At 72.1% G+C, this 19,534-nt stretch carries 19 protein-coding genes and 1 pseudogene; 6 read left to right on the top strand and 14 right to left on the bottom strand.

What is annotated here, in order from left to right:
• Entirely contained in the window at positions 1–2,298 is a 2,298-nt protein-coding gene (locus tag MKK75_RS28200) for a transglycosylase domain-containing protein (protein ID WP_244045826.1), read from the bottom strand.
• A gap of 237 nt (positions 2,299–2,535) precedes the next feature.
• On the opposite strand from MKK75_RS28200, the gene MKK75_RS28195 reads away from it, so the two are divergent.
• Positions 2,536–3,027, top strand: a complete 492-nt coding sequence (locus MKK75_RS28195) for a YcgN family cysteine cluster protein (protein ID WP_244045792.1) — start codon at positions 2,536–2,538, stop codon at positions 3,025–3,027.
• Between the two features lie 135 nt (positions 3,028–3,162).
• Here the strand turns inward: MKK75_RS28195 and MKK75_RS28190 are convergent, their stop codons facing one another.
• The 6 genes from MKK75_RS28190 to MKK75_RS28165 all read right to left on the bottom strand — a co-directional run bounded on the left by MKK75_RS28190 (position 3,163) and on the right by MKK75_RS28165 (position 7,441).
• Complete coding sequence (locus MKK75_RS28190; RefSeq protein WP_244045791.1) at positions 3,163–3,861, bottom strand: NrsF family protein; 699 nt, start codon at positions 3,859–3,861, stop codon at positions 3,163–3,165.
• Entirely contained in the window at positions 3,861–4,418 is a 558-nt protein-coding gene (locus MKK75_RS28185) for an RNA polymerase sigma factor (protein WP_244045825.1), read from the bottom strand. Before MKK75_RS28185 ends, MKK75_RS28190 begins: the two co-directional genes overlap by 1 nt.
• Before the next feature lie 110 nt (positions 4,419–4,528).
• A complete protein-coding gene (locus MKK75_RS28180) occupies positions 4,529–5,239 on the bottom strand; it encodes a DUF1223 domain-containing protein (protein WP_244045790.1) in 711 nt (236 codons plus the stop codon).
• A 68-nt stretch (positions 5,240–5,307) separates the two neighbouring features.
• Positions 5,308–6,102, bottom strand: a complete 795-nt coding sequence (locus MKK75_RS28175; protein ID WP_244045789.1) for a creatininase family protein — start codon at positions 6,100–6,102, stop codon at positions 5,308–5,310.
• A 309-nt stretch (positions 6,103–6,411) separates the two neighbouring features.
• Positions 6,412–6,945, bottom strand: coding sequence for a protein phosphatase CheZ (locus MKK75_RS28170; protein WP_244045788.1), 534 nt, complete (start codon positions 6,943–6,945; stop codon positions 6,412–6,414).
• 112 nt (positions 6,946–7,057) lie between these two features.
• Complete coding sequence (locus MKK75_RS28165; RefSeq protein WP_091719055.1) at positions 7,058–7,441, bottom strand: response regulator; 384 nt, start codon at positions 7,439–7,441, stop codon at positions 7,058–7,060.
• 289 nt (positions 7,442–7,730) lie between these two features.
• On the opposite strand from MKK75_RS28165, the gene MKK75_RS28160 reads away from it, so the two are divergent.
• Complete coding sequence (locus MKK75_RS28160) at positions 7,731–8,717, top strand: bifunctional riboflavin kinase/FAD synthetase (RefSeq protein WP_244045787.1); 987 nt, start codon at positions 7,731–7,733, stop codon at positions 8,715–8,717.
• A 63-nt stretch (positions 8,718–8,780) separates the two neighbouring features.
• Entirely contained in the window at positions 8,781–8,999 is a 219-nt protein-coding gene (locus MKK75_RS28155) for a DUF2093 domain-containing protein (RefSeq protein ID WP_244045786.1), read from the top strand.
• A gap of 2 nt (positions 9,000–9,001) precedes the next feature.
• Here MKK75_RS28155 and lpxK read toward each other — a convergent pair whose 3' ends face one another.
• The 3 genes from lpxK to MKK75_RS28140 are packed head-to-tail and all read right to left on the bottom strand — an operon-like array spanning position 9,002 to position 12,098.
• The gene (gene lpxK / locus MKK75_RS28150) at positions 9,002–9,985 is read right to left on the bottom strand and encodes a tetraacyldisaccharide 4'-kinase (RefSeq protein ID WP_244045785.1); all 984 of its coding nucleotides are present in this window, start codon (positions 9,983–9,985) and stop codon (positions 9,002–9,004) included.
• Positions 9,985–11,316, bottom strand: coding sequence for a 3-deoxy-D-manno-octulosonic acid transferase (locus MKK75_RS28145; RefSeq protein WP_244045784.1), 1,332 nt, complete (start codon positions 11,314–11,316; stop codon positions 9,985–9,987). The genes lpxK and MKK75_RS28145 overlap by 1 nt, the downstream gene beginning before the upstream one ends.
• Complete coding sequence (locus tag MKK75_RS28140) at positions 11,313–12,098, bottom strand: lysophospholipid acyltransferase family protein (RefSeq protein WP_244045783.1); 786 nt, start codon at positions 12,096–12,098, stop codon at positions 11,313–11,315. Before MKK75_RS28140 ends, MKK75_RS28145 begins: the two co-directional genes overlap by 4 nt.
• Before the next feature lie 290 nt (positions 12,099–12,388).
• Here MKK75_RS28140 and MKK75_RS28135 point away from each other — a divergent pair.
• Positions 12,389–12,880 (top strand): annotated as a pseudogene (locus MKK75_RS28135) (VIT1/CCC1 transporter family protein); the annotation flags it as partial.
• A 74-nt stretch (positions 12,881–12,954) separates the two neighbouring features.
• Positions 12,955–13,863, top strand: a complete 909-nt coding sequence (locus MKK75_RS28130; RefSeq protein ID WP_244045782.1) for a metallophosphoesterase family protein — start codon at positions 12,955–12,957, stop codon at positions 13,861–13,863.
• A gap of 5 nt (positions 13,864–13,868) precedes the next feature.
• On the opposite strand, the gene MKK75_RS28125 is transcribed toward MKK75_RS28130, so the two are convergent.
• Complete coding sequence (locus MKK75_RS28125) at positions 13,869–14,018, bottom strand: hypothetical protein (protein WP_244045781.1); 150 nt, start codon at positions 14,016–14,018, stop codon at positions 13,869–13,871.
• 308 nt (positions 14,019–14,326) lie between these two features.
• Here MKK75_RS28125 and MKK75_RS28120 point away from each other — a divergent pair, with 308 nt between their 5' ends.
• The gene (locus MKK75_RS28120; protein ID WP_244045780.1) at positions 14,327–15,718 is read left to right on the top strand and encodes an amidase family protein; all 1,392 of its coding nucleotides are present in this window, start codon (positions 14,327–14,329) and stop codon (positions 15,716–15,718) included.
• Between the two features lie 501 nt (positions 15,719–16,219).
• On the opposite strand, the gene MKK75_RS28115 is transcribed toward MKK75_RS28120, so the two are convergent.
• The 3 genes from MKK75_RS28115 to MKK75_RS28105 are packed head-to-tail and all read right to left on the bottom strand — an operon-like array spanning position 16,220 to position 19,379.
• Positions 16,220–17,356 carry a M20/M25/M40 family metallo-hydrolase gene (locus MKK75_RS28115; RefSeq protein ID WP_244045779.1) on the bottom strand — a complete coding sequence of 379 codons (1,137 nt, stop codon included), beginning with the start codon at positions 17,354–17,356 and terminating at the stop codon, positions 16,220–16,222.
• Positions 17,353–18,849 carry a M81 family metallopeptidase gene (locus MKK75_RS28110; protein ID WP_244045778.1) on the bottom strand — a complete coding sequence of 499 codons (1,497 nt, stop codon included), beginning with the start codon at positions 18,847–18,849 and terminating at the stop codon, positions 17,353–17,355. The genes MKK75_RS28115 and MKK75_RS28110 overlap by 4 nt, the downstream gene beginning before the upstream one ends.
• Positions 18,850–18,881: 32 nt before the next feature.
• Complete coding sequence (locus tag MKK75_RS28105) at positions 18,882–19,379, bottom strand: penicillin acylase family protein (protein ID WP_313901898.1); 498 nt, start codon at positions 19,377–19,379, stop codon at positions 18,882–18,884.
• Positions 19,380–19,534: the final 155 nt, after the last annotated feature.

Genomic DNA, 19,534 nt, shown 5'->3' with positions numbered 1-19,534 from the left:
TCACCGGACCTCGACGAAGCCGCCGGGCGCGCGGATGCCCTCGGCCATGGCCCGCGCCCTGTCGAGGGGTCCGGCCGAGGCGCGGTCGTCGGGTTTGGCCGCGCCCTTCCGCGCGTCGCCCGCGCCGGACCGGTTCGGCGGCTCGGCGGACGGCGCGCGCTCGACCGTGCGGAACAGGCCGTTCAGGCCGCTGATCACCTCGAAGGAGCGGCGCGACAGCTTGCCGTAGGCGCTGGCGTTGGGGTCGGTTGGGGCGGTGGGGCCACCGGAGGCCTGCTGCTGGGCGGCGCGGGGGCTGTCCTTCAGCCCCGGCAGCGGCTTGATCTCGATGCCCTGGTGGGCCGGCTCCATCACGTCGTGCCAGGTCTGGGCCGGGAGCGAGCCGCCGGTCAGCTTGTTGGTCGAGGTGTGGTCGTCGTTGCCGAACCAGACGGCGCCGACGTAATTGCCGGTGTAGCCGACGAACCACGCGTCCCGGTAGGCGTTCGTGGTGCCGGACTTGCCCGCGACCTTCACGCCGTCGAGCTGGGCCCGCTTGCCTGTGCCTTCCTCGACCACCTTGTTGAGCATGAAGTTCATGTCGGCCACGACCTGGGGCGACAGCACCCGGTCCGGCGGTTCGTCGGCGTGGCGGTAGATCACCTCGCCGGAGGAATTCTTCACCTCCATGGCGGCGTAGGGCTTGGCGCGGAAGCCGCCATTGGCGAACACCGCGTAGCCCGCCGCCTGATCGATCACCGTGACCTCGTCCGAGCCGATCGGCATCGAGACCGTGTCGATCAGGTTCGAGGTGATGCCCATCCTGTGGGCCGTCTCGATGATCTTGGCGCGGCCGGCCTTGGCGGCCTTGGCCTCGTGGGTGATGCCCATGCCCTTGCCCAGGGCGATCGAGATCTTGATCGGGATCGTGTTGATCGATTTCGCCACGGCGAGCCACATCGGCACGCGCCCGGCATAGGAGCGGCCGTAATTCTGCGGGCACCAGTTGCCGATGCAGACCGGGCTGTCGACCACCACCGTGTCGGGTTTGAACAGGCCCGAGGCCAGGGCCGCCGAGTAGACGTAGGGCTTGAACGAGGAGCCCGGCTGGCGCAGCGCGTCGGTGGCGCGGTTGAACTGGCTCTCGCCGTAATCCGCGCCGCCCACCATGGCGCGCAGCGCCCCGTCGGGGTCGAGGATCACCATGGCGGCCTCGTCGACATCCATAGCGTCGCCGGACTTGCGCAGGATGTCGGCCACCACCTCGTCGGCGCGCTTCTGGATGGCGAGGTCCAGGGGCGTCTTCACGGTCAGCACGCGGTCGTTGCGGAGCTTGCCGGCATCCGCCATGGCCTTGATCTCGCCGAAGGCCCAGTCGAGGTAGTAGTCGGCGGTGATGTCGCGGGTGCGGGTCACCGGCGTCGCCGGGTTGCGAAGCGCCGTCTGGATCTGGCCCTCGGTGACGAAGCCGGCCTCGACCATGTTGTGCAGCACGTCCGCCGCCCGGGCGCGGGCCGCCGGCAGGTTGACGTGCGGGGCGTACTTGGTCGGCGCCTTGAACAGGCCCGCCAGCATGGCGGCCTCGGCGAGGCTGATGTCCTTGAGCGGCTTGCCGAAATAGTAGTCGGCCGCCGCCACCGCGCCGAAGGTGCCGCCGCCCATATAGGCCCGGTCGAGGTAGAGCTTCAGGATCTCGTTCTTGGTGAGGTGGCTCTCCAGCCACAGGGCCAGGAACGCCTCGTTGATCTTTCTTTCAAGAGACCGCTCGTTGGTCAGAAACAGGTTCTTGGCGAGCTGCTGGGTGATCGACGAGCCGCCCTGCGTGCCGTTGCCGCCCTTCGAGTTGTTCACGAGTGCGCGCAGGGTGCCGATCGGGTCGATGCCCCAATGCTCGTAGAAGCGCCGGTCCTCGGTGGAGACCAGCGCCTTGATCATGATGTCGGGAAACTCGTCGAGCTTGAGCGAGTCGTCGTGCTTGATGCCGCGCCGGCCGACCTCGGTGCCGTAGCGGTCGAGGAAGGTGACGGCCAGATCCTGCTGCTTCAGCCAGTTCTCGCTGGTGAGCTGGAAGGCGGGCTGGGCCAGCGCCAGCATCAGCACCGCGCCGCCGGTGCCGATGGTGACGCCCTCGCTGGTGAGATCCAGGACGACGCGCTTCCAGCCGCGCACGGCGAAGCGGCCCATGAAGCGCCGGAACCGCTCGTAGGCCTCGCCGGTCGAGCGGCCGCTGTCGTACAGGCTGGCATTGACCCAGGCGTCGAACGCGAGGGCGGCCCGTTCCAAGCGGATCTTGATCTCGGTGAGCGTCGGCAGGCGCACGATGTCGAACCCGGATGTCGAGCGCCTCTGCGGCGGGGCGTGGAGCGTCCGCACCGCCGGTACGGAACCTGCGGCCGAGCCACCTTACGGCATCCCCATCCATAGCAGGATCCGGAACCGCGGGCGAGGCTCTGCGCAGTCTCGCGAATCGCCGCGGACGCGCGCGCCCGCGGCGACGCTTGCTCCGCGGGCGCGGCTCGGGCAGAGAGGTGCCTTCCCGATCGAGAGACCTCATCGATGCCCAAGCCCGAGGCGGAGCGCCGCGGGGCGGCCGAGCCGTTCTGGCGGACCAAGACGCTTGAAGCCATGACCGCCGCAGAGTGGGAGAGCCTGTGCGACGGCTGCGGCCGGTGCTGCCTGCTGAAGCTCGAGGACGAGGATACCGGCGAGGTCCACCACACCGATATCGGCTGCACGTTGCTCGACGGCCTCACCTGCCGGTGCCGCGACTACGCCCGCCGCCAGAAGCGGGTGCCCGATTGCGTCCGGCTGACGCCCGAGGCGGTGCGGACGATCGCGTGGCTGCCGCAGACCTGCGCCTACCGCCTCGTGCGGGACGGCGAGCCGCTCTATCCCTGGCATCCCCTGGTCTCAGGTAGGGCCTCGAGCGTCCACGAGGCCGGCATCTCGGTGCGCGGCCGGCTCGCCGGCAACGAGGAGGAGTTCTCGGAGGAGGAGTATCCGGACCGGATCGTGGACTGGCCGGTGCTCGATCCGCAGGCCGGCTGAAGACGGCGCGACACGTCCGGGTTTTCCAAAGGGCGAGCCCTTTCGCGGGTCCAGGGCTGAGCCTTGGAATCCGTCAGGGCCTTGCCCTGACAACCCACCTAAGGGCTCGCCCTTTGGAAAACCCGGGACCTCGGGTCAGACCGGTTCCGAGGCGTTTCGCGCCGCGCGGGCCGACGGAGCGAGCAGCCGTCCCCCCGCCAGACCGTTCACCGCGATCACGATGGCGACCGCCGCGGCATGCATGAGGAGGTCCGTCGCGGTGGCGTCGTGCGGGTGGACCGGCATCAGCAGAGCCGCCGCCGCCGCCGATACCGCGAGGCCGCCGAGCGCCGCCGTCAGGTTCGGCCGGAGCGGGCAGGCGCGGCGCAGCATCACGACGATCAGCGCCGACAGCGGCACCGAGACGCAGAGCAGGAAGCTGAAGCAGCCCGTGGCCGTATGGACCCCCGGGATGTCGGTGCCGGGGGCGATCCAGTCGCGCAGGCAGCCCAGCCCGCTGGCGCCGATCCAGAGGGCCAGCGGCGGCAGCGGCAGCAGCGCCCAGCGGCCGGAGCGACCCGGCACGCTCGTGGCGAAAGCCGCATAGGCCGCCGTGATCGCCGTGAGGACGGCGCCGACCGCCGCCAGGGCGAGATCCGGCACCTGCATGCGCAGCATGAAGCCCGTCAGGCCGGCCTCGGCCACCAGGAGCAGCCCGGCCAGCATTGCCACGCCGAGCCACAGGGCCGCGCGGATCCCCGGCGCAGGCAGCGGCCGGACTGGTTCCAGCCCACCGGCCAGCGCCTCGACGAGCCGGTCGTGACGGGAGGCTTCGAAGCCGGCGCGCTCGGCCATCACTCCGCCTCCCGCGTCAGGCTGGTCCGGAGCGCCTTCAGCGCCCGATGCAGATTCACCTTCAGGGCTCCCTTGCTGCGGCCCGTGAGCGCCGCCGCCTCGTCGAGCGACAGCTCGCGCAGGCCGAGATGCTCCACCGCCTGCCGCTGCCCCTCGGGGAGGGACGCCACCGCGCGGGCGAGCGCCGCTGCACGGTCCCGCGCCTCAAGGCCCTGTCCGGGGGCGGGGCCGGGATCGATTTCGGCCTCGTAGGCGAGGGGATCGCTGACCTCCCGGGGGCGCCGCCCCGCCCGGCGCAGGCGGTCGATCGCCCGCCGCTGGGTGATGGCCCGCAGCCAGGGCATGAACGGACGGGCGGGATCGTAGCTCGCCCGCGCCCGGTGGACGGTCATCAGCGTGTCCTGCACGACGTCGTCCACCGCCTCGCCGCGCACGCCCTGCGCCCGGGCGATCGCCGAGACCACGGGCAGGCAGGCCGTCAGCAGCGCGCGATAGGCGGCCGCGTCGCCGCGTTGCGCCGCCGCCATCAGACCCGCCAGTTCCTGTTCGAGCACCATCCGGGTTCCGCCGCCGCTCCGCCCCCCGGCTCGCGCCGCATCTTGCCCGGCCTCGGCGCCCGGCGCCAGCGACCAGCCGCACGCGGCGAGACCGGACGGCGCGGCGAGGATCATCGCAGCGCCTCCCGCGCCCCGTTCGGACCCAGCCGGGCCGCGCCGAGGATGCGCCCATCCGCCGCCTGGAGCAGAACCGCCGCCGTGTCGCCCTCGGGACGCGCGGCCGCGAAGGTCGCGGCGCTCCCCGACCAGCGGCCGAGATCGTGGATCGAGCGGACGACGTTGGCCTGTTCGAGGGTGCGCCCGGCATTCTCGCCGCGCAGCACCCGGGTGGTGTGGCTCGGATCGAACCCGACCAGCAGGACCTGCGCGGCCCCGGCCCCGGCGCCGACCCGCACTTCGAGCCGGTCGCCCTGGCGGGCCAGCGCCACCGGGATGCCGGGTCCGGCCGCCCGGGCCCGCGCGACCGCGGCGCGCACCGCCGCCTCGTCGGATCCGACGAGGCCGACCGTCCCGTCGATCACGGCCTGCGGCGTGTAGCTGGGGCCGCCGAGCCGGGCCGCATAGGCGTCCTGCCGGGCGGTCGCCGCCGTCAGGGCGTAGGGGTCGCGCCAGTTGAGGTGGTTCCAGTAGGTGACGTGGAACGCGAGCGGCAGGACCTCACCGCCCTGATGCGCGAGGCGGCCGATCACCGCTTCCGCGGGCGGGCAGGAGGAGCAGCTCTGCGAGGTGAACAGCTCGACGACGACGGGGCGTTCCGCCGCGGCGGCCGGGCCGAGGGCGGCACCGAGGAGGGCGAGGGCGACCGAGACGACAGGGCGCATGGCGAGGATTCCTGCGTGCCGGCGGATCGATCCGGCGCACCGAACTCTTCGCCCTGCGGGCACGGCGGTTACGTCGGGCCGGTCCCGTCGAGCTCGAAGCCGTCCACGTCGCGCAGCAGCGCCGCGAAGGCCTGCGCCCCGTGGGCGAGGGCCGCGTGCCCGGCCTCCGCGGTGCCGAGCCGCGCGTCGCCGATGGCGCCGGAGGGGTGGAGATCCCCGGCCTTCCAGGCGAAGGCGGCGGGCCGGCCGGCGCGCAGATGGGTGAAGTCGCGGACCATCGCGCGCGTCCGCGGCGGGAAATCGGCGATCCGGTCGGTCCGCACCAGGTCCGGCCGCAGGGCCAGCATCAGCGCGGTCTCGACGCCGCCGGCATGGATGCCGTGGGCGATCTCGTCGGTCGGGAACAGGGTTTCCGGATAGCCGAACCGCGCCCAGGCGGTGGTCACCGCCACCATGCCGTGCCGCGCGCGCAGCTCGGCCGCCACGAGATCGATGAGCGCGCTGTTGCCCCCGTGGCTCGTGACGATCACGAGCTTGCGGCAGCCGGCCCGGTGAAGGGCGGCGCCGATTCCCGTCCAGGCGGCGAGCGCCGTCCCGGTCTCCAGCGAGAGCGTGCCCGGAAAGGCGTCGTGCTCGTCGGACTTGCCGATCGCCTGCACGGGCAGGATCAGCACGTCGAGATCCGCCGGGATCCGCTCGCGCATGGCGGCGAGGTAGCCCTCCGCGATGATGGTGTCGGTGGCAAGCGGCAGGTGCGGCCCGTGCTGCTCGGTGGCGGCCACCGGCAGCACCGCGATGGCGCGCCGCATGTCGCGCTGTCTCAGCTCATCGGTCGTGAAGTCGGACCAGAACCGCGCCGCCATGCCTGCGGGAATCTCCCTCTGCCGCCAAGCGGCGACGGGTCACCGGGACGCTCTAAGGGCCCGTTCGACCGGAGCACAAGGTGTTTTGCGCCGCACGGATGGATCGAGTCGTGGTTTCGAGAGGACGAGACCTTTCGCGGGTCCAGGGCGGAGCCCTGGAAAGAAGCTTCAGGGCTCCGCCCTGAAACCCCGCCAAACGGCGAGCCCTTGGGAAACCCGGCTCTCAGTCCTCGCTTCGACGCAGCCTCTGTCGCGGAATTCGGCCGGGCGCGCTCGCGCCGCAACCCCGGGCGTCCGAACCGATTCGCGTCAGCCGAACAGCGCGTCGATATCGTCCTGGGACGGAACCGCCGCATCAGCCTGCGGACCGTTCAGCATCAGATCCTCCGCACGGGACCGGCGGGCGCGCTCGGTCGGGTCGATGGAGGCAGTGTCGCGTGCCTTCACGGCGCCCACGAATCGGGCCAGACGCTGCTCGAACAGCCGCAGCGATTCGACCACCTTGGCGATCCGCTGCCCGGTGATGTCCTGGAACGCGCAGGCCTCGAAGATCGTGTTGATGCGCTCCTCGACCGCCTCGCGGTAGCCCGGCCCATCCGGCAGGCCGAGCATGGCTTCGGCCGCCTCCATGATCGTGTTGGTGGCGCCGGCCGTCGCCGCGACGACGCTGCCAAGCTCCTCATGCGCCATGGGGATCCGGTCGCGACTCATCTCGTTCGCGCGCAGCGCCCCGATCTCCTCGCGGAGATGGGTGATGTATTCGGCGATCTCGCTCAGCTCGGCGATGACGGCCTGGGGCTCCCGGAGCCGCACTTCGGAGTGCCGGGGGACGGCTAACGACATGCTGTTCTCCTGAGATCGGCCTCCGTCCGGACTTCCCCCGCCGCGGCCGGGCGTCTTCCGAAGCATCGGCGAGGCGGCCGGACGGCGCGGGGAGCGTTTCATCGATCCCAAATCAGCTGCCGCACACGGCTTCGATCTTCGATTTCAGCGTCGCGGCGTTGAACGGCTTGACGATGTAGTTGTTCACGCCGGCCTTCTTGGCGGCGATGACGTTCTCGGTCTTCGATTCGGCGGTCACCATGATGAACGGCGTCGTCCGAAGATTTTCGTCGGCCCGCACGTGCCGGAGCAGCTCGTACCCCGTCATCGGCTCCATGTTCCAATCCGAGATCACCAGTCCGTACTTGCGGTCCTTGAGACGCGCCAGTGCTTCCGTACCGTCGGACGCATCATCGACCTCCTCGAAGCCGAGCTGCTTCAGAAGATTGCGAATAATGCGGACCATCGTCTGGTAATCGTCGACAACGAGGATCGGCATGCTCAAGTCGAGAGCCATCGAACCACTACTCCGTATTGCCCGGCGGGAAGCCGCGGCGGCTCCCGGAAAGATTAACGCGTCGCTAAGGCTGCAAGTTAGCTGCGCCGCACGTGATTTTAAATAGGGCTTGCGCATTGCGAAGCCGTTAATCGGCGTCGACAGCGCATGGCCGGGCGAGTGTTGCGCCGCAGCACCCACCCCTCGCTTGACCCCCCGGGCGCCTTTCGGCAGGGTCCGGTCGCGTCGGGCCCCAACGGGCATGGCATGCGATCCGAACCCGACTTTCCGAGCACCCGACCCCGACACTATGGCCTCAGGCGACGACACGGCGGCGCGGTCCTTCACCATCTGCCGCCCTGACGCGCCGGTGCCGCCGGCCCTGTCGGGGGCCGTGGCGGCGATCGGCAATTTCGACGGCGTCCATCTCGGCCACCGCGTGCTCGTCGAGAGCGTGCGGGCGGCGGCCCGGGACGCCGGCCGGCCCGCCGTGGTGCTGACCTTCGAGCCGCATCCGCGCGCGTATTTCACCCCCGACGCGCCGATGTTCCGCCTCACCGGCCTCGCCGCCAAGGAGATCGTGTTCGCGCGGCTGGGTCTCGACGGTCTGATCGTGCGCCGGTTCGACGGCGCGCTCGCCGCCACCGGGGCGCGCGCCTTCGTGATCGCGTTCCTGAAGGGCTCGCTCGGCCTGTCCGGCGTGGTGGTCGGCCACGATTTTCATTTCGGCCGTGGCCGCGAAGGCACACCCGCGATCCTGGCCGATCTGTGCCGGGAGGCGGGCCTGAGCTGCCGGATCGTGGCGCCGGTCGCCCACGGCGACGAGGCCGAGCCGGTCTCGTCGAGCGCGATCCGCGCGGCGCTCGCCGCGGGGGACGTCGCCCGGGCCAACGCCCTGCTGGGCTACCGCTGGTTCGTGCTGGGCGCCGTCCGCCACGGCGACAAGCGCGGCCGGACGCTCGGCTTCCCCACCGCTAACCTGACGCTGCCCGAGTGCGACCTCGCGCACGGGATCTACGCGGTGCGGGTGCGCCTCGCCTCGGGCGCGTTCCGCGACGGCGTCGCCAGCTACGGCCGCCGCCCGACCTTCGACGACGGGGCGCCGCTCCTGGAGACCTACCTGTTCGACTTCTCGGGCGATCTCTACGGACAGGAGATCGCCGTGGAGTTCGTCGGCTACATCCGCGGCGAGGCGCGGTTCGCCAGCGCCGACGCGCTGGTCGAACGGATGCATATCGACGCCGACGCGGCCCGGTCCCTCCTGGCGCACGATGAAACCCGGTCCATGCTGGCTTGATGTCCCGGGGGGATCACCGGCCGCGCCGATCGTGTAGAACGGCGCATCGAGCAGGAGGCGGACGTGCTGGGTCGTTACGAGCGTGCGAACAACGGCGAGGCGGTGGTCGAGTACGGCGACGGCACGATGCGGGTGGTCAAGCCCGGCAGCTTCGTGCGCTGCGCGGTGACCGGCGAGCCGATTCCCCTCGACGCGCTGCGCTATTGGAGCGCGCTGCGCCAGGAGGCCTATGCCTCCCCCGAGGCGATCCTGAAGCGGCTGCAGGAGACCGGCCGGCCCTGACGTCAGGGCGCGGCGTCGAGCGCCCGTCGGAGCTGGCGGCGCAGGGCCTCCGGGTCGTCGAACACGAGGCGCACGCGCAGCACCCGCACCCGGGCCGCGAAGGCTGCCGGCAGGCGCACCGCGTCCTTCGCGGTCGTGACGAGCGTGGCATCGAGGCGTTTCGCCTCCTCGGCGAGGGCGGCTAGTTCGCCATTCTGATACGCATGGTGATCCGGGAAGGGGCGCCGCGCGGCGATCACCGCACCGGCCCCGGCCAAAGTGGCAAAAAATTTTTCCGGGCGCCCGATCCCCGCGAAGGCGAGGCAGCGCCGGCCCGCCCACTCGTCCGACTCGGGAACAAGGCGCGCCCGGTGGACCGGCAGGCCCCGGGTCCCGGCCGCCCGGGCGACGTCGTCGCCCGGCGCACCGGTGCCGATCACGATCAGGCCGCCGACATGCGGCCATTGCCGGGCGAGCGGCGCCCGCAGCGGTCCCGCCGGGAAGGGCAGGCCGTTGCCCACGCCGACGGGCGCGTCGACGACCGCGAGACCGAGATCCTTCGTGAGCGATGGATTCTGCAGCCCGTCATCCATCACGATCACGTCCGCGCCGAGCCGCCGGCACAGGGCGGCCCCCGCCGGCCGATCGCGCGACACGATGGTGGGCGCCCGGCGGGCGAGCAGCAGCGGCTCGTCGCCGACCGCCGTGGCGTCATGCCGCTCAGGCTCGACCCGCACCGGACCGGCCTCCCGTCCGCCGTAGCCGCGGGTCAGGAAGGCCGGGACGCGCCCGAGTTCACCGAGCAGCGCCGCGACGATGAGCGCCGCGGGCGTCTTGCCCGCCCCGCCCAGGGTGAAGTTGCCCAGGCATACGACCGGACAGCCCGCCCGCACCCCCGCCCGGTCCATGCGCCGGGCCACCAGCGCCCCGTAGGCCGCCCCCGCGGGCGACAGGACGCGCGCCAGCGGGTGATCCGGTCCGGACGCCCAGAATCCCGGAGGCCGCATCAGGCCCGCGCGAGCGGACGCGCGCGGCCGCCGCGCTCGAGGCGTTGCAGCTTCATCTGCGCAACGAACGGATCCAGCACCGCGAGGGTGCGGGCCACCGCCCCCTCGAAGGGGCGCAGGGCGTTCTGCCCCGCCTGCGCCATCACGGCGAGCCGGGCCCGGTCGCCGAGGAGTTCCCCCACGATCGCCGCCAGCTCGACCCCATCCTGGACCGGCACGGCACCGCCGGCGCGGTCGAGCGCTTGATAGACCGCGCCGAAATTCCCGGTGTGCGGCCCGTGCAGCACCGCCGTATCGAGGCGCACCGGCTCGATCGGGTTCTGGCCGCCCCGCGGCACCAGGGAGCCGCCGAGGAACCCCAGGGGGGCGAGGCGGTAGAACAGGCCCAGCTCGCCAATCGTGTCGGCGACGTAGACGTCGACGGACGGGTGAGGCCTCCCGCCGGCGGAGCGCCGGGCGCTGCGCAGGCCCAGGGTGGACGCGCACTCGACGACCTCGGCGCCTCGGGCCGGATGGCGCGGGGCGATGAGCGTGAGGAGCTGCGGGAACCGCTCCTTCAGCAGCGCGTGCGCGTAGGCGATCACGGATTCCTCACCCGGATGGGTGCTGGCCGCGATCCAGATCGGCCGGCCGGCCACCATGGTGCCCAGATAGGCGAGCTGCTGCGGATCGGCCGGCGGCACCGGCGCATCGAATTTCAGATTGCCGGAAATACTGACCCGCGGCGCGCCGAGCTTGGCGAAGCGCGCCCCGTCCTCCTGGGTCTGGCTGAGGCAGATCGCGATCCGCGACAGCAGCGCCCTGGCGGTGCGCGGGCAGCGGTCCCAGCCGCGGAACGAGCGCTCCGACATGCGCCCGTTGACGAGGATCAGCGGGATCTCCCGCGCGTCGAGCGCCAGGATCGTGTTGGGCCAGATCTCCGACTCGGCGACGACCGCGAGGTTCGGCTGCCAATGGTCGAGGAACCGCGCCATCCAGCGCGGCGCATCGAGGGGCATGTACTGATGGACGGCGCCGGCCGGCAGGCGGGCGCCGATCAGGTCGGCGGCCGCGCGCGTGCCCGTGGTCACCAGCACGGAGAAGCCGCGGGCGATCATGCCCTCCACCAGCCCGATCAGCGACAGGACCTCGCCGACGCTGGCGCCGTGCATCCACACCAGGGGGCCGACCGGGCGGGCCCGCCCCGGCAGGCCGCGCCGCTCGGGCAAGCGCCGCGGGTCCTCCTTGCCGCGCTGCGCCCGCCACGCGAGGAGCCCGGACAGCGCCGGCTCGCCGATCCACAGGCCGGCCCGGTAGACCTGCAGCGGCAGGGTCAGGGCGGGACGCCTCACGCGGCGTCTCCCACCGGCGCGGCGGCGTCGACCGGCGGCGCATCGCGGTAGAGCGCCGCCCGGTCGGCGCGCCCGACCAGGGCGTAGGCGCGGGCATGGACCCGGTTCATCTCGGCCTCGACGAAGCGCCGGAGCGTCTCGAACGCTTCGCCCGCACTGTCGCGCGGAACGTAGATCGGATCGCCCAGCACGATCGCGCCGCGCCCGAACGGCAGGCCGAGGCAGGCGCGGTCCCAGGACGTGAAGCGCAGGTGCCGGCTCGTCACCACGGCCGCCGGCACGATCGGCCGGCCCGAGAGGCGGGCCAGCGTCAGGATCCCGGCGTCGCACCGCCGCGAGACCTTTGGCACGTCCGCGCTGAAGGCCACGGATTCGCCGTCCTTAAGCGCCCGCAGCATCGCCCGCAGGCCCTCGGCCCCACCCTTGGCGCGGACATCCGTCGCCCGGGTCCTGCCGCGGGCCCCCGAGGCCCGGATCACCCGCACCCCGAGCCGTTCCAGCGCGATGGTGTTGATGTTGCCGTCCGCGTTCCGCGAGATGATCGTGGCGACCCGATCGGTCCGGCGGCGCAGCAGCGGCATCATGATGTGCTGGCCGTGCCACATGCCGGCGATCATCGGCGTGCAGGCGTCGATCCAGGCATCGGCCCGTCCGGGCGACGCGCTGCCGGCGTAGACCGCGAAGCGGTTGGTCCGCCGCACCAGCCGCAGGTAGTCCGCCGCGAGACGGCCCAGCAGACGCTGCACGGCGGGCCGACGAAGAAAACGCTTGCCGAGGCTCATGTCACGCCTGGGATGGCCGGGCCACCCGATCAGTTCCGGATCGACATCGATCGCACATGCTCTAGCCCCCGCGCATGAGACGAGACAATCGGACCGGATCACAACCTGCGCGCTCGACGCACCGCCGCCGCCGCCGGCCCGGGGCGACGCGGATGCTCCCGCGGCGCGGCGAAAACACGGCGGGACGCCTTGTTTAGATCTATTCCAGACTATAGATTGGAATCGATCTAGAAAGGAGAATAGAGATGGCAGCCGTCCTCGAGGTCACCGCCGCGCCGGCCGCGGAGGCCCGCCGCGCCTTCGTCCTGCGCTATGTGCAGCCCGGCCTCGCCGGCCTGATCGACGGCTCGGTCTCGACGCTCGCGCCGATCTTCGCGGCGGCCTTCGCGACGGGCCACAACGGCGCGACCTTCCTGGTGGGCCTCGCGGCCTCGGTCGGGGCGGGGATCAGCATGGGGTTCACCGAGGCCCTGTCGGACGACGGCAGCGTCACCGGTCGCGGCGATCCCTGGATCCGGGGCCTCGTCTGCGGCGTGATGACGACGCTGGGCGGCCTCGGCCACACGCTACCTTACGCGATTCCCGACACGCTGCCCGCCGGCTGGCCGAACCCGTTCTGGCTCGCCACGAGCCTCGCCGTGCTGGTCGTCGTGGTCGAACTCGCCGTCATCGCGGCGGTCCGCACGCGCTTCATGGCGACGCCGTTCTGGCGGGCCGCCCTGCAGGTGATGCTCGGCGGTGCGCTGGTGCTGATCGTGGGCATGCTGATCGGAAGTGCTTGACGGCGGGGCCCGCGCCCGCGATGCGAAGGCCGTTCCCGGCCTTGTCCTGGCCGTCCCGCGCGTGATTCCCGGCGTTGACCTTCCGCCTCGCCCATCTCAGCGACCCGCATGTCGGCCCGCTCGGCCGGGTGCGCCTGCATCAGCTCATCGGCAAGCGGGCGACCGGCTACGCCAACTGGCGGCGCGGCCGGTCGCGCAGCCACGACATGACCGTGCTGGAGGCCCTGGTGGCCGACCTGAAAGGGCAGGGGGCCGGACACGTCGCCTGCACGGGCGACCTGTGCAACATCGGGCTCCCCAGCGAGTGGGCCACCGCACGCACCTTCCTGGAGGCCCTGGGCTCACCGGAGGCGGTGAGCTTCGTGCCGGGCAATCACGATGCCTATGTCCGCGGCTCCCTGGAGGGGCTGCTCGACGCCTGCGGCGCCTACACGGGCGACGATTCGGGATCGGTCGGGCGCTTCCCCTATCTGCGGCGGCGCGGGCCGCTCGCCCTCGTCGGCCTGTCGAGCGCGATCCCGACGAAACCCTTCGTGGCCACGGGCCGCCTCGGCGCGCCGCAACTGGCCGGGGCCGAAGCCCTGCTGCAGGCGCTGGCCACCGAGCCGGGGCGGCCGTTCCGGGTGGTGCTGATCCATCACCCGCCGCAGCCGGGCGGCGCGGCCCCGGGGCGCGAGCTGACCGACGCGGCAGAATTCACGGCGATGATCGGGCGCGCGGGCGCGGACCTGATCCTGCACGGCCATAACCACGTGATCAGCAGCGTCCGCATCCCGGGACCCGACGGGCGCGGCGTGCCGGTCGTCGGCGTCTCCTCGGCCTCGGCCAGGGCGGATGGGCACGGGGTGATCGCCACGCGCCGGGCTTCCTACATCCTCTACGAGGTCGCCCGGGCGGAGCACGGCTACGCGCTCAGCGCTCGGCGACGCGGACTGGGCGCCGAGGGCACGATGTGCGACCTCGGCCCCGTCGATGTCGCCTGATCCGATCAGGCGGCGGCCGGGCGCTGCTGCCGGTTCAGGCTGGCCTCGTAGCGCTCGGCCTGGAGCCGGGTCAGGCCGCAGATCACCGCCAGAGTTCCGCGATACACGGTGTACGTGCCATCATGCGTCGGCTTGACGCGAATCACCTCTGCCATGGGTCTTTTCCTGTGTGAGAGGTTGCTTGCCGTGGACTGAGGAGATCGTCCCTCCCTCGTAAATCGGCCGGTCGAACGTCCGAACAACGACAGGTTATCGATCGGATTTACACTGGCAAGGGCTGGATACGGATGAATGCTTAGGTATTTCTGCTGCGCCGCGGCAAATCGTTGACCTGGCTGACGATCCTGCGATGCGCAAAAAAGCGGCGGATGGCCTGCATATTGAATGCACTGCTACCACCCCGTCCGATGGCGCGAATCGCCGGGCGGACCCGGCCCCGGCGGGGCGCTCGAAAGGATCCATCATGCAACTCTGGCGTCTGACGGCGACCGACCTCGCGGACCTGATTCGAAGCGGCCGGGTCTCGGCCCGGGAGGTCGCCCAGGCGGCGCTGGACCGGCTCGACGCGGTGAACGGCCGGATCAACGCCGTGGTCGAGCATCGCCCGGAGGAGGTGCTGGCGCAGGCGGACGCCGTCGATGCCGCCCGCGGCCGGGGCGAGACCCTGGGGCCGCTGGCGGGCGTGCCGGTGACCGTGAAGGTGAACGCCGACCAGCGCGATCACGCGACCACCAACGGGCTGCGGCTCCAGCGCGACCTCGTCGCCCGGGACGATAATCCCGTGGTCGCCAATCTCCGCCGGGCCGGAGCGGTTTTGCTCGGGCGGACCAACACGCCGGCCTTCTCGTTGCGCTGGTTCACCACCAACCAGCTCCACGGCGCCACGAAGAACCCGCGCGATCCGGCGCTGACGCCGGGGGGCTCGTCGGGCGGGGCCGGCGCCGCGGTGGCGGCCGGGATCGGGGCGATCGCCCACGGCACCGACATCGCCGGCTCGGTGCGCTACCCGGCCTATGCCTGCGGCGTGCACGGCCTGCGCCCGAGCCTCGGCCGCATCCCGGCCTGGAACCCCTCCTCACCGGAACGCGGGATCGGGCCGCAGCTCATGGCTGTGTCGGGGCCGCTCGCCCGCAGCATCGCGGATCTGCGCCTCGCCCTGGAATCCATGGCGGCCCCCGATCCGCGCGACCCCTGGTGGGTGCCGGCGCCGCTCGACGGTCCGGATGTCCCGCGCCGGGTCGCCCTGTGCGTGCGGCCGGGCGGCCTCGCCACCGGACCGGAGGTCGAGGCCGCCCTGCGGGACTCGGCCCGCCGGCTGTCGGAGGCCGGCTGGAGCGTGAGGGAAATCGCCGACACGCCCCCGATCCGCGAGGCGAGCGAACTCCAGCTCCAGCTCTGGCTGGGCGACGGTTACGCGGCCGTCCGAGACGCGGCGGAGCGCGAGGGCGACCCGGCGGCGATCGATCTCCTGGAAAGTTTTCGGAAGCGGGCCGAGGCGATGGCGCCGGACGCGATCGCACAGGCGCTGACGCGGCGGGCCACCCTGACCCGGGAATGGTCGCAATTCCTGACCGAGAATCCGGTGCTGCTCGTGCCGGTCTCGGCCGAGCTGCCGTTCCCGGACGGGCTCGACCGGACGGAGGCCGGCATCGCCCGGGCCTTCGAGGCGAACCTGCTTCAGGTCGGGCTGGCGCCCCTCGGGATCCCCGGGCTGACGGTGACCACGGGCCTCGTCGGGCGCACGCCCGTGGGCGTGCAGCTCGTGGCGGCTCGCTATCGCGAAGACCTGTGCCTCGCCGCCGGGGCGGCGATCGAGGCGGGCGGGGTACCGGAGATGCCGGTCGATCCGGTCTGAATGTCTCGTGACCCGGGTTTCCAAAAGGCTCCGCCCCAGCGGTTTCATCGGGTCCTCGGACGAGCCGGGCCTCACCGGTCGGTTGAGCGGGACGGCCATTCGAGGCGACCACGCGCCCTCCCTCCCCGGCAGAGGGGGAGAGGGAACCGGCCGCCCGATCGCCCGCCCGGCCTTGAAAATGGTCCTCTTTCGTACTCATTCGCCGCCACCTGTCCGCGGCGCTGCCGGGCTGTCCCGCGGGGTGGTCCTGCAGCGTCCCGCGGGGGCCCGCCCGGTGGCTGACCGGGCGGGTCTGCGGGCGGGCGGTGCCGCGGGGCGCCGCGGGGATCGGATCCCGCGCGTCACTTGGCCGACACCTGGGTTCCCGCGGGGTCCCGCGTCCCTCATGTCGTCTCTCGTGTCGTCTCTTGGGCCATGCCCCCGCGCCGAAAGGCGAACGGGGAGGATGACGCATGTCCATCGCCGGGCGTCGTCACCTCCGAGCCGGGCGGCCCGTCGGGTCTACATCGCCGCCCCGAGAGTCGCCAGCAGTGCCGCGAACAGCCGCGCCCGCCGGGGCAGCGTCTCGATCAGCACGTGCTCCTCCAGGGTGTGGTAGCCCTGACCGAGGGGGCCGAGGCCGTCCAGCGTCGGGATGCCGTTGGCGCCCGTGAAGTTGCCGTCCGAGCCGCCGCCGGCACTGCGGTGCGGCAGGGGGTGGCCGAGCGCCTCACTCAGCGCGCGCGCCCGGGCGTACAGGGCCATGCAGCCGGCGTCCGGCTCCCAGACCGGCCGGGTCACGCCCCGGGTCACGGTGGAGCGGACGCCGTCCTCCTCGCCCGAAAGGGCCAGCATCCGCGCGACGCCGCGGTCGAGGTCGGCCTGGCGCTTGGCCATGCTGAGCGCCTGCCCGCGGCAGACCGTCGGCACACAATTGACCCATTGGCCACCGGAGACGATGCCGGTGGAGAAGGTGCAGTCGGCATCCGATAGGGCGTCGATGGCGAGGATCATGCGCGCCATGGCGCGGATCGCCGAACGCCCCTCATGCGGGGCGGAGCCGGCATGGCTCGGGCGGCCGGTCGCCTCCAGATCGAACCGCGCGATGGCGTAGCGGCCGGTGACCACGCCGTTCTCCGGCTGGCCGGGCTCCGGCACCAGCACGAAGGCGTGGCGGGCGGCCTCGGCCTCGATCAGGTCGCGGGTCGAGGGGCTGCCGACCTCCTCGTCGCCGGTGAACAGCACGGTGACCGGCAGCGGCGTCTCGATGCCGGCCGCCGCGAGCGCACGGATCGCCGCCAGCGCGATCACGTTGCCGCCCTTCATGTCGAGGATGCCTGGCCCGTAGGCGCGCTCGCCCTCGATCCGCCAGGGCAGGGCGCTGAGCGTCCCCACCGGGTGGACGGTGTCGAGATGGCCGAGGATCAGGATCCCCGGTTCATCGCGACGCGGATGCGCGAAGCGCGCACGGACGCAGTCGCTCAGGCCCATCCGCCCGGGGATGGTCTCGACCTGCGCCCCCAGGAGGGCGAGGTCCCGGGCGGCTACGCCCATCATCCGGTTGACCGCGGCCGCATCGTAGGTCGGGCTCTCGCACTCGACCCAGGGGCGCAGCGTCGCGAGAATCTTGTCCGTTTCGAAGTCCAGGTCCGGGATCATCGGGCGGCCTCTTCGGCGCAAGGGTCGGCGCAGGGATCGGCGAACGGATCGGCGACCCGCGGCCAGTAGAGGCCCGAGCGCTTGGTGTAGGGGATGGCACCGTAATCCGGCGGGACCGCGCCGGGCGCCGCCACGTAGCGGACCTCGCTCGCGACGGGCGCGAAGGCGGCGTAGAAGTGCTGCATCGACTTCACCACGACGATCCGCTTGTCGTCGAGGGTGAGCCCGAGCCCCGTGAAGGCGTCCGGCGCGAAGGCCTGCTGGCGCCGGTGGGTCAGCACGACGTGGATCCCGTCCGCCTCGACCCAGGCGGCGGGGCCGAGCTGTGCCCGGCCGCCGCTGAGGCCCGTCTGGCTGTGGTCCGCCGAGAGGCCGCGCACGGTGACGCGCAGGTCCACGGGATCGCCCGAGGTGACGCCGCATTTGCCGCCGATCCGGAGCGTGAAGCGCGCTCCGAGCCCGGCCTCGTGGCAGATCCCGACCGCGCCGGGATCCCAGATCAGGCCGAGGGCGACGTCCCGGATGCCGCGCTCGGCGAGGCGGGCGAGGATCGCGGTGTTGTCCGACGGGGCGCCCGCGCCGGCATTGTCGGCGAAGTCGGCGAGCACCATCGGGCGTGGGTCGTCGGAGGCCAGCGCCGCATCGATGGCGGCATCGATCGTATCGCAGCGGCTCGCCGCTTCCTCACGCATCGCCCAGACGGCGCCGGCGAGTTCGTCGGCGAGCGCCTGGGCCTTGCCGGCATCGCCATCGGCGACGACGAGCATCTTGGCGCCGACATCGGCCACGTCGCCCCAGGGGAAGCCGTGCCCGAACGAGACCGACAGGATGCCGTCCTTCCCCTCCAGCGATTCCATCCGGCGCACGAAGCCCGCGACCGGCTCGCGGCTGGTGCGCCACATGTTGACGATCCGGCAATCGGCATAGGCCATGACCGGCCGGATTTCCTTTGAGACGGTCCGGATCACCAGCGGATAGAGGTCGCGGGCGCGGTCGACGATGTCGGTGTGGGGGTATTCCTTGTAGATCACGATGACGTCGGCGCTCCGCCGCATCGTCTCGGTGAGATGGCAGTGCAGGTCGAGCTCGACGCCGATCGTCGCGTCCGGCCCGACGATCGCGCGGACCCGCTCCAGGGTGTCGCCCTCGCAATCGTCGTAGCCCTCGGCCACCATGGCGCCGTGCATGAACAGCAGCACCGCGTCGACCGGCAGGGCCGCCGTCAGATCCTCCAGCAGGGCGTCGCGCAGCTCCTCGTAGACGGCCCGCAGGGTGATCCCGCCGGGCTGCGCGAAGGTCGAGAGGCTCTCGACAACCGCGTGGCCGTCGGCCTCGGCGCGTTCGCGCCAGGCCTTCAGGCCGATATTGCTGAGGCTCGGCGAATTCCGGGTGCCGTCCCGTCGGGCATAATCGGCATGGAAGGCCGCGCGACCCGTGGGCAGCGGCGCGAAGGTGTTGGTCTCGGTGGCGAGGCCGGCGATGAAGATCTTCAAGGTTTCAGTCCCACTCCGTCCCGGCCGCCCGGTCAGGCGGGGGTCAACGCGATGATCGTCTCGGTGGCGGCGTCGACGGCCGCGCGGCCGTAGAGCATCGGCACATGGTCCTGGCGGCCCCAGACCGGGGCGAGGTCGGCGTAGTGCGGGCTGCCCGGGTCACCGGACTGGCCCGGCACGTTGACGAAGACCGAGCGGTCCCAGTCGCCCACGTCCACGATCATGCGGAACGAGGCGCCGTGGGTGAGCCGGAACGTATCGGTCCGGTACTCCGCGTGCATGACCGATGCCGCGGAGCCGCCCACGGGGAACGGGCCGACATCCCAGGCGCGGTCGGGCCTCAGGCCGGTGAGGGGATGGGCGAACACAGCGTGGTGCAGGCGGCCCCAGGACCAGCCGTTGGGGGCGGTCGTCTCCGCATCGCTCCCTCCCCCCTCTGTGGGGGAGGGTGGCTCCTGCGTCAGTAGGCGGCGGGTGAGGGGAACCCGGCTTCCGGATTTGGTGCGAGATTCATGAAGGCCGCCGCCCACACTTGCACCGTCGCTACCCCATCCCGACCCGCTGCGCGGGCCACTGTCTCCCGCCGAGGGGGGAGGCAGTGTGTTCACCGCATCTGCCGTAAGTCTCCGCTCGGGATACGGCCCGATACGCCCCAGACAATCCCGGAACGCCGCTCCGGGGCCGT

Source organism: Methylobacterium sp. J-030, assembly GCF_022829545.1.
Classification (GTDB): Bacteria; Pseudomonadota; Alphaproteobacteria; order Rhizobiales; family Beijerinckiaceae; genus Methylobacterium.
This window is presented reverse-complemented; position numbering and strand designations above follow the sequence as displayed.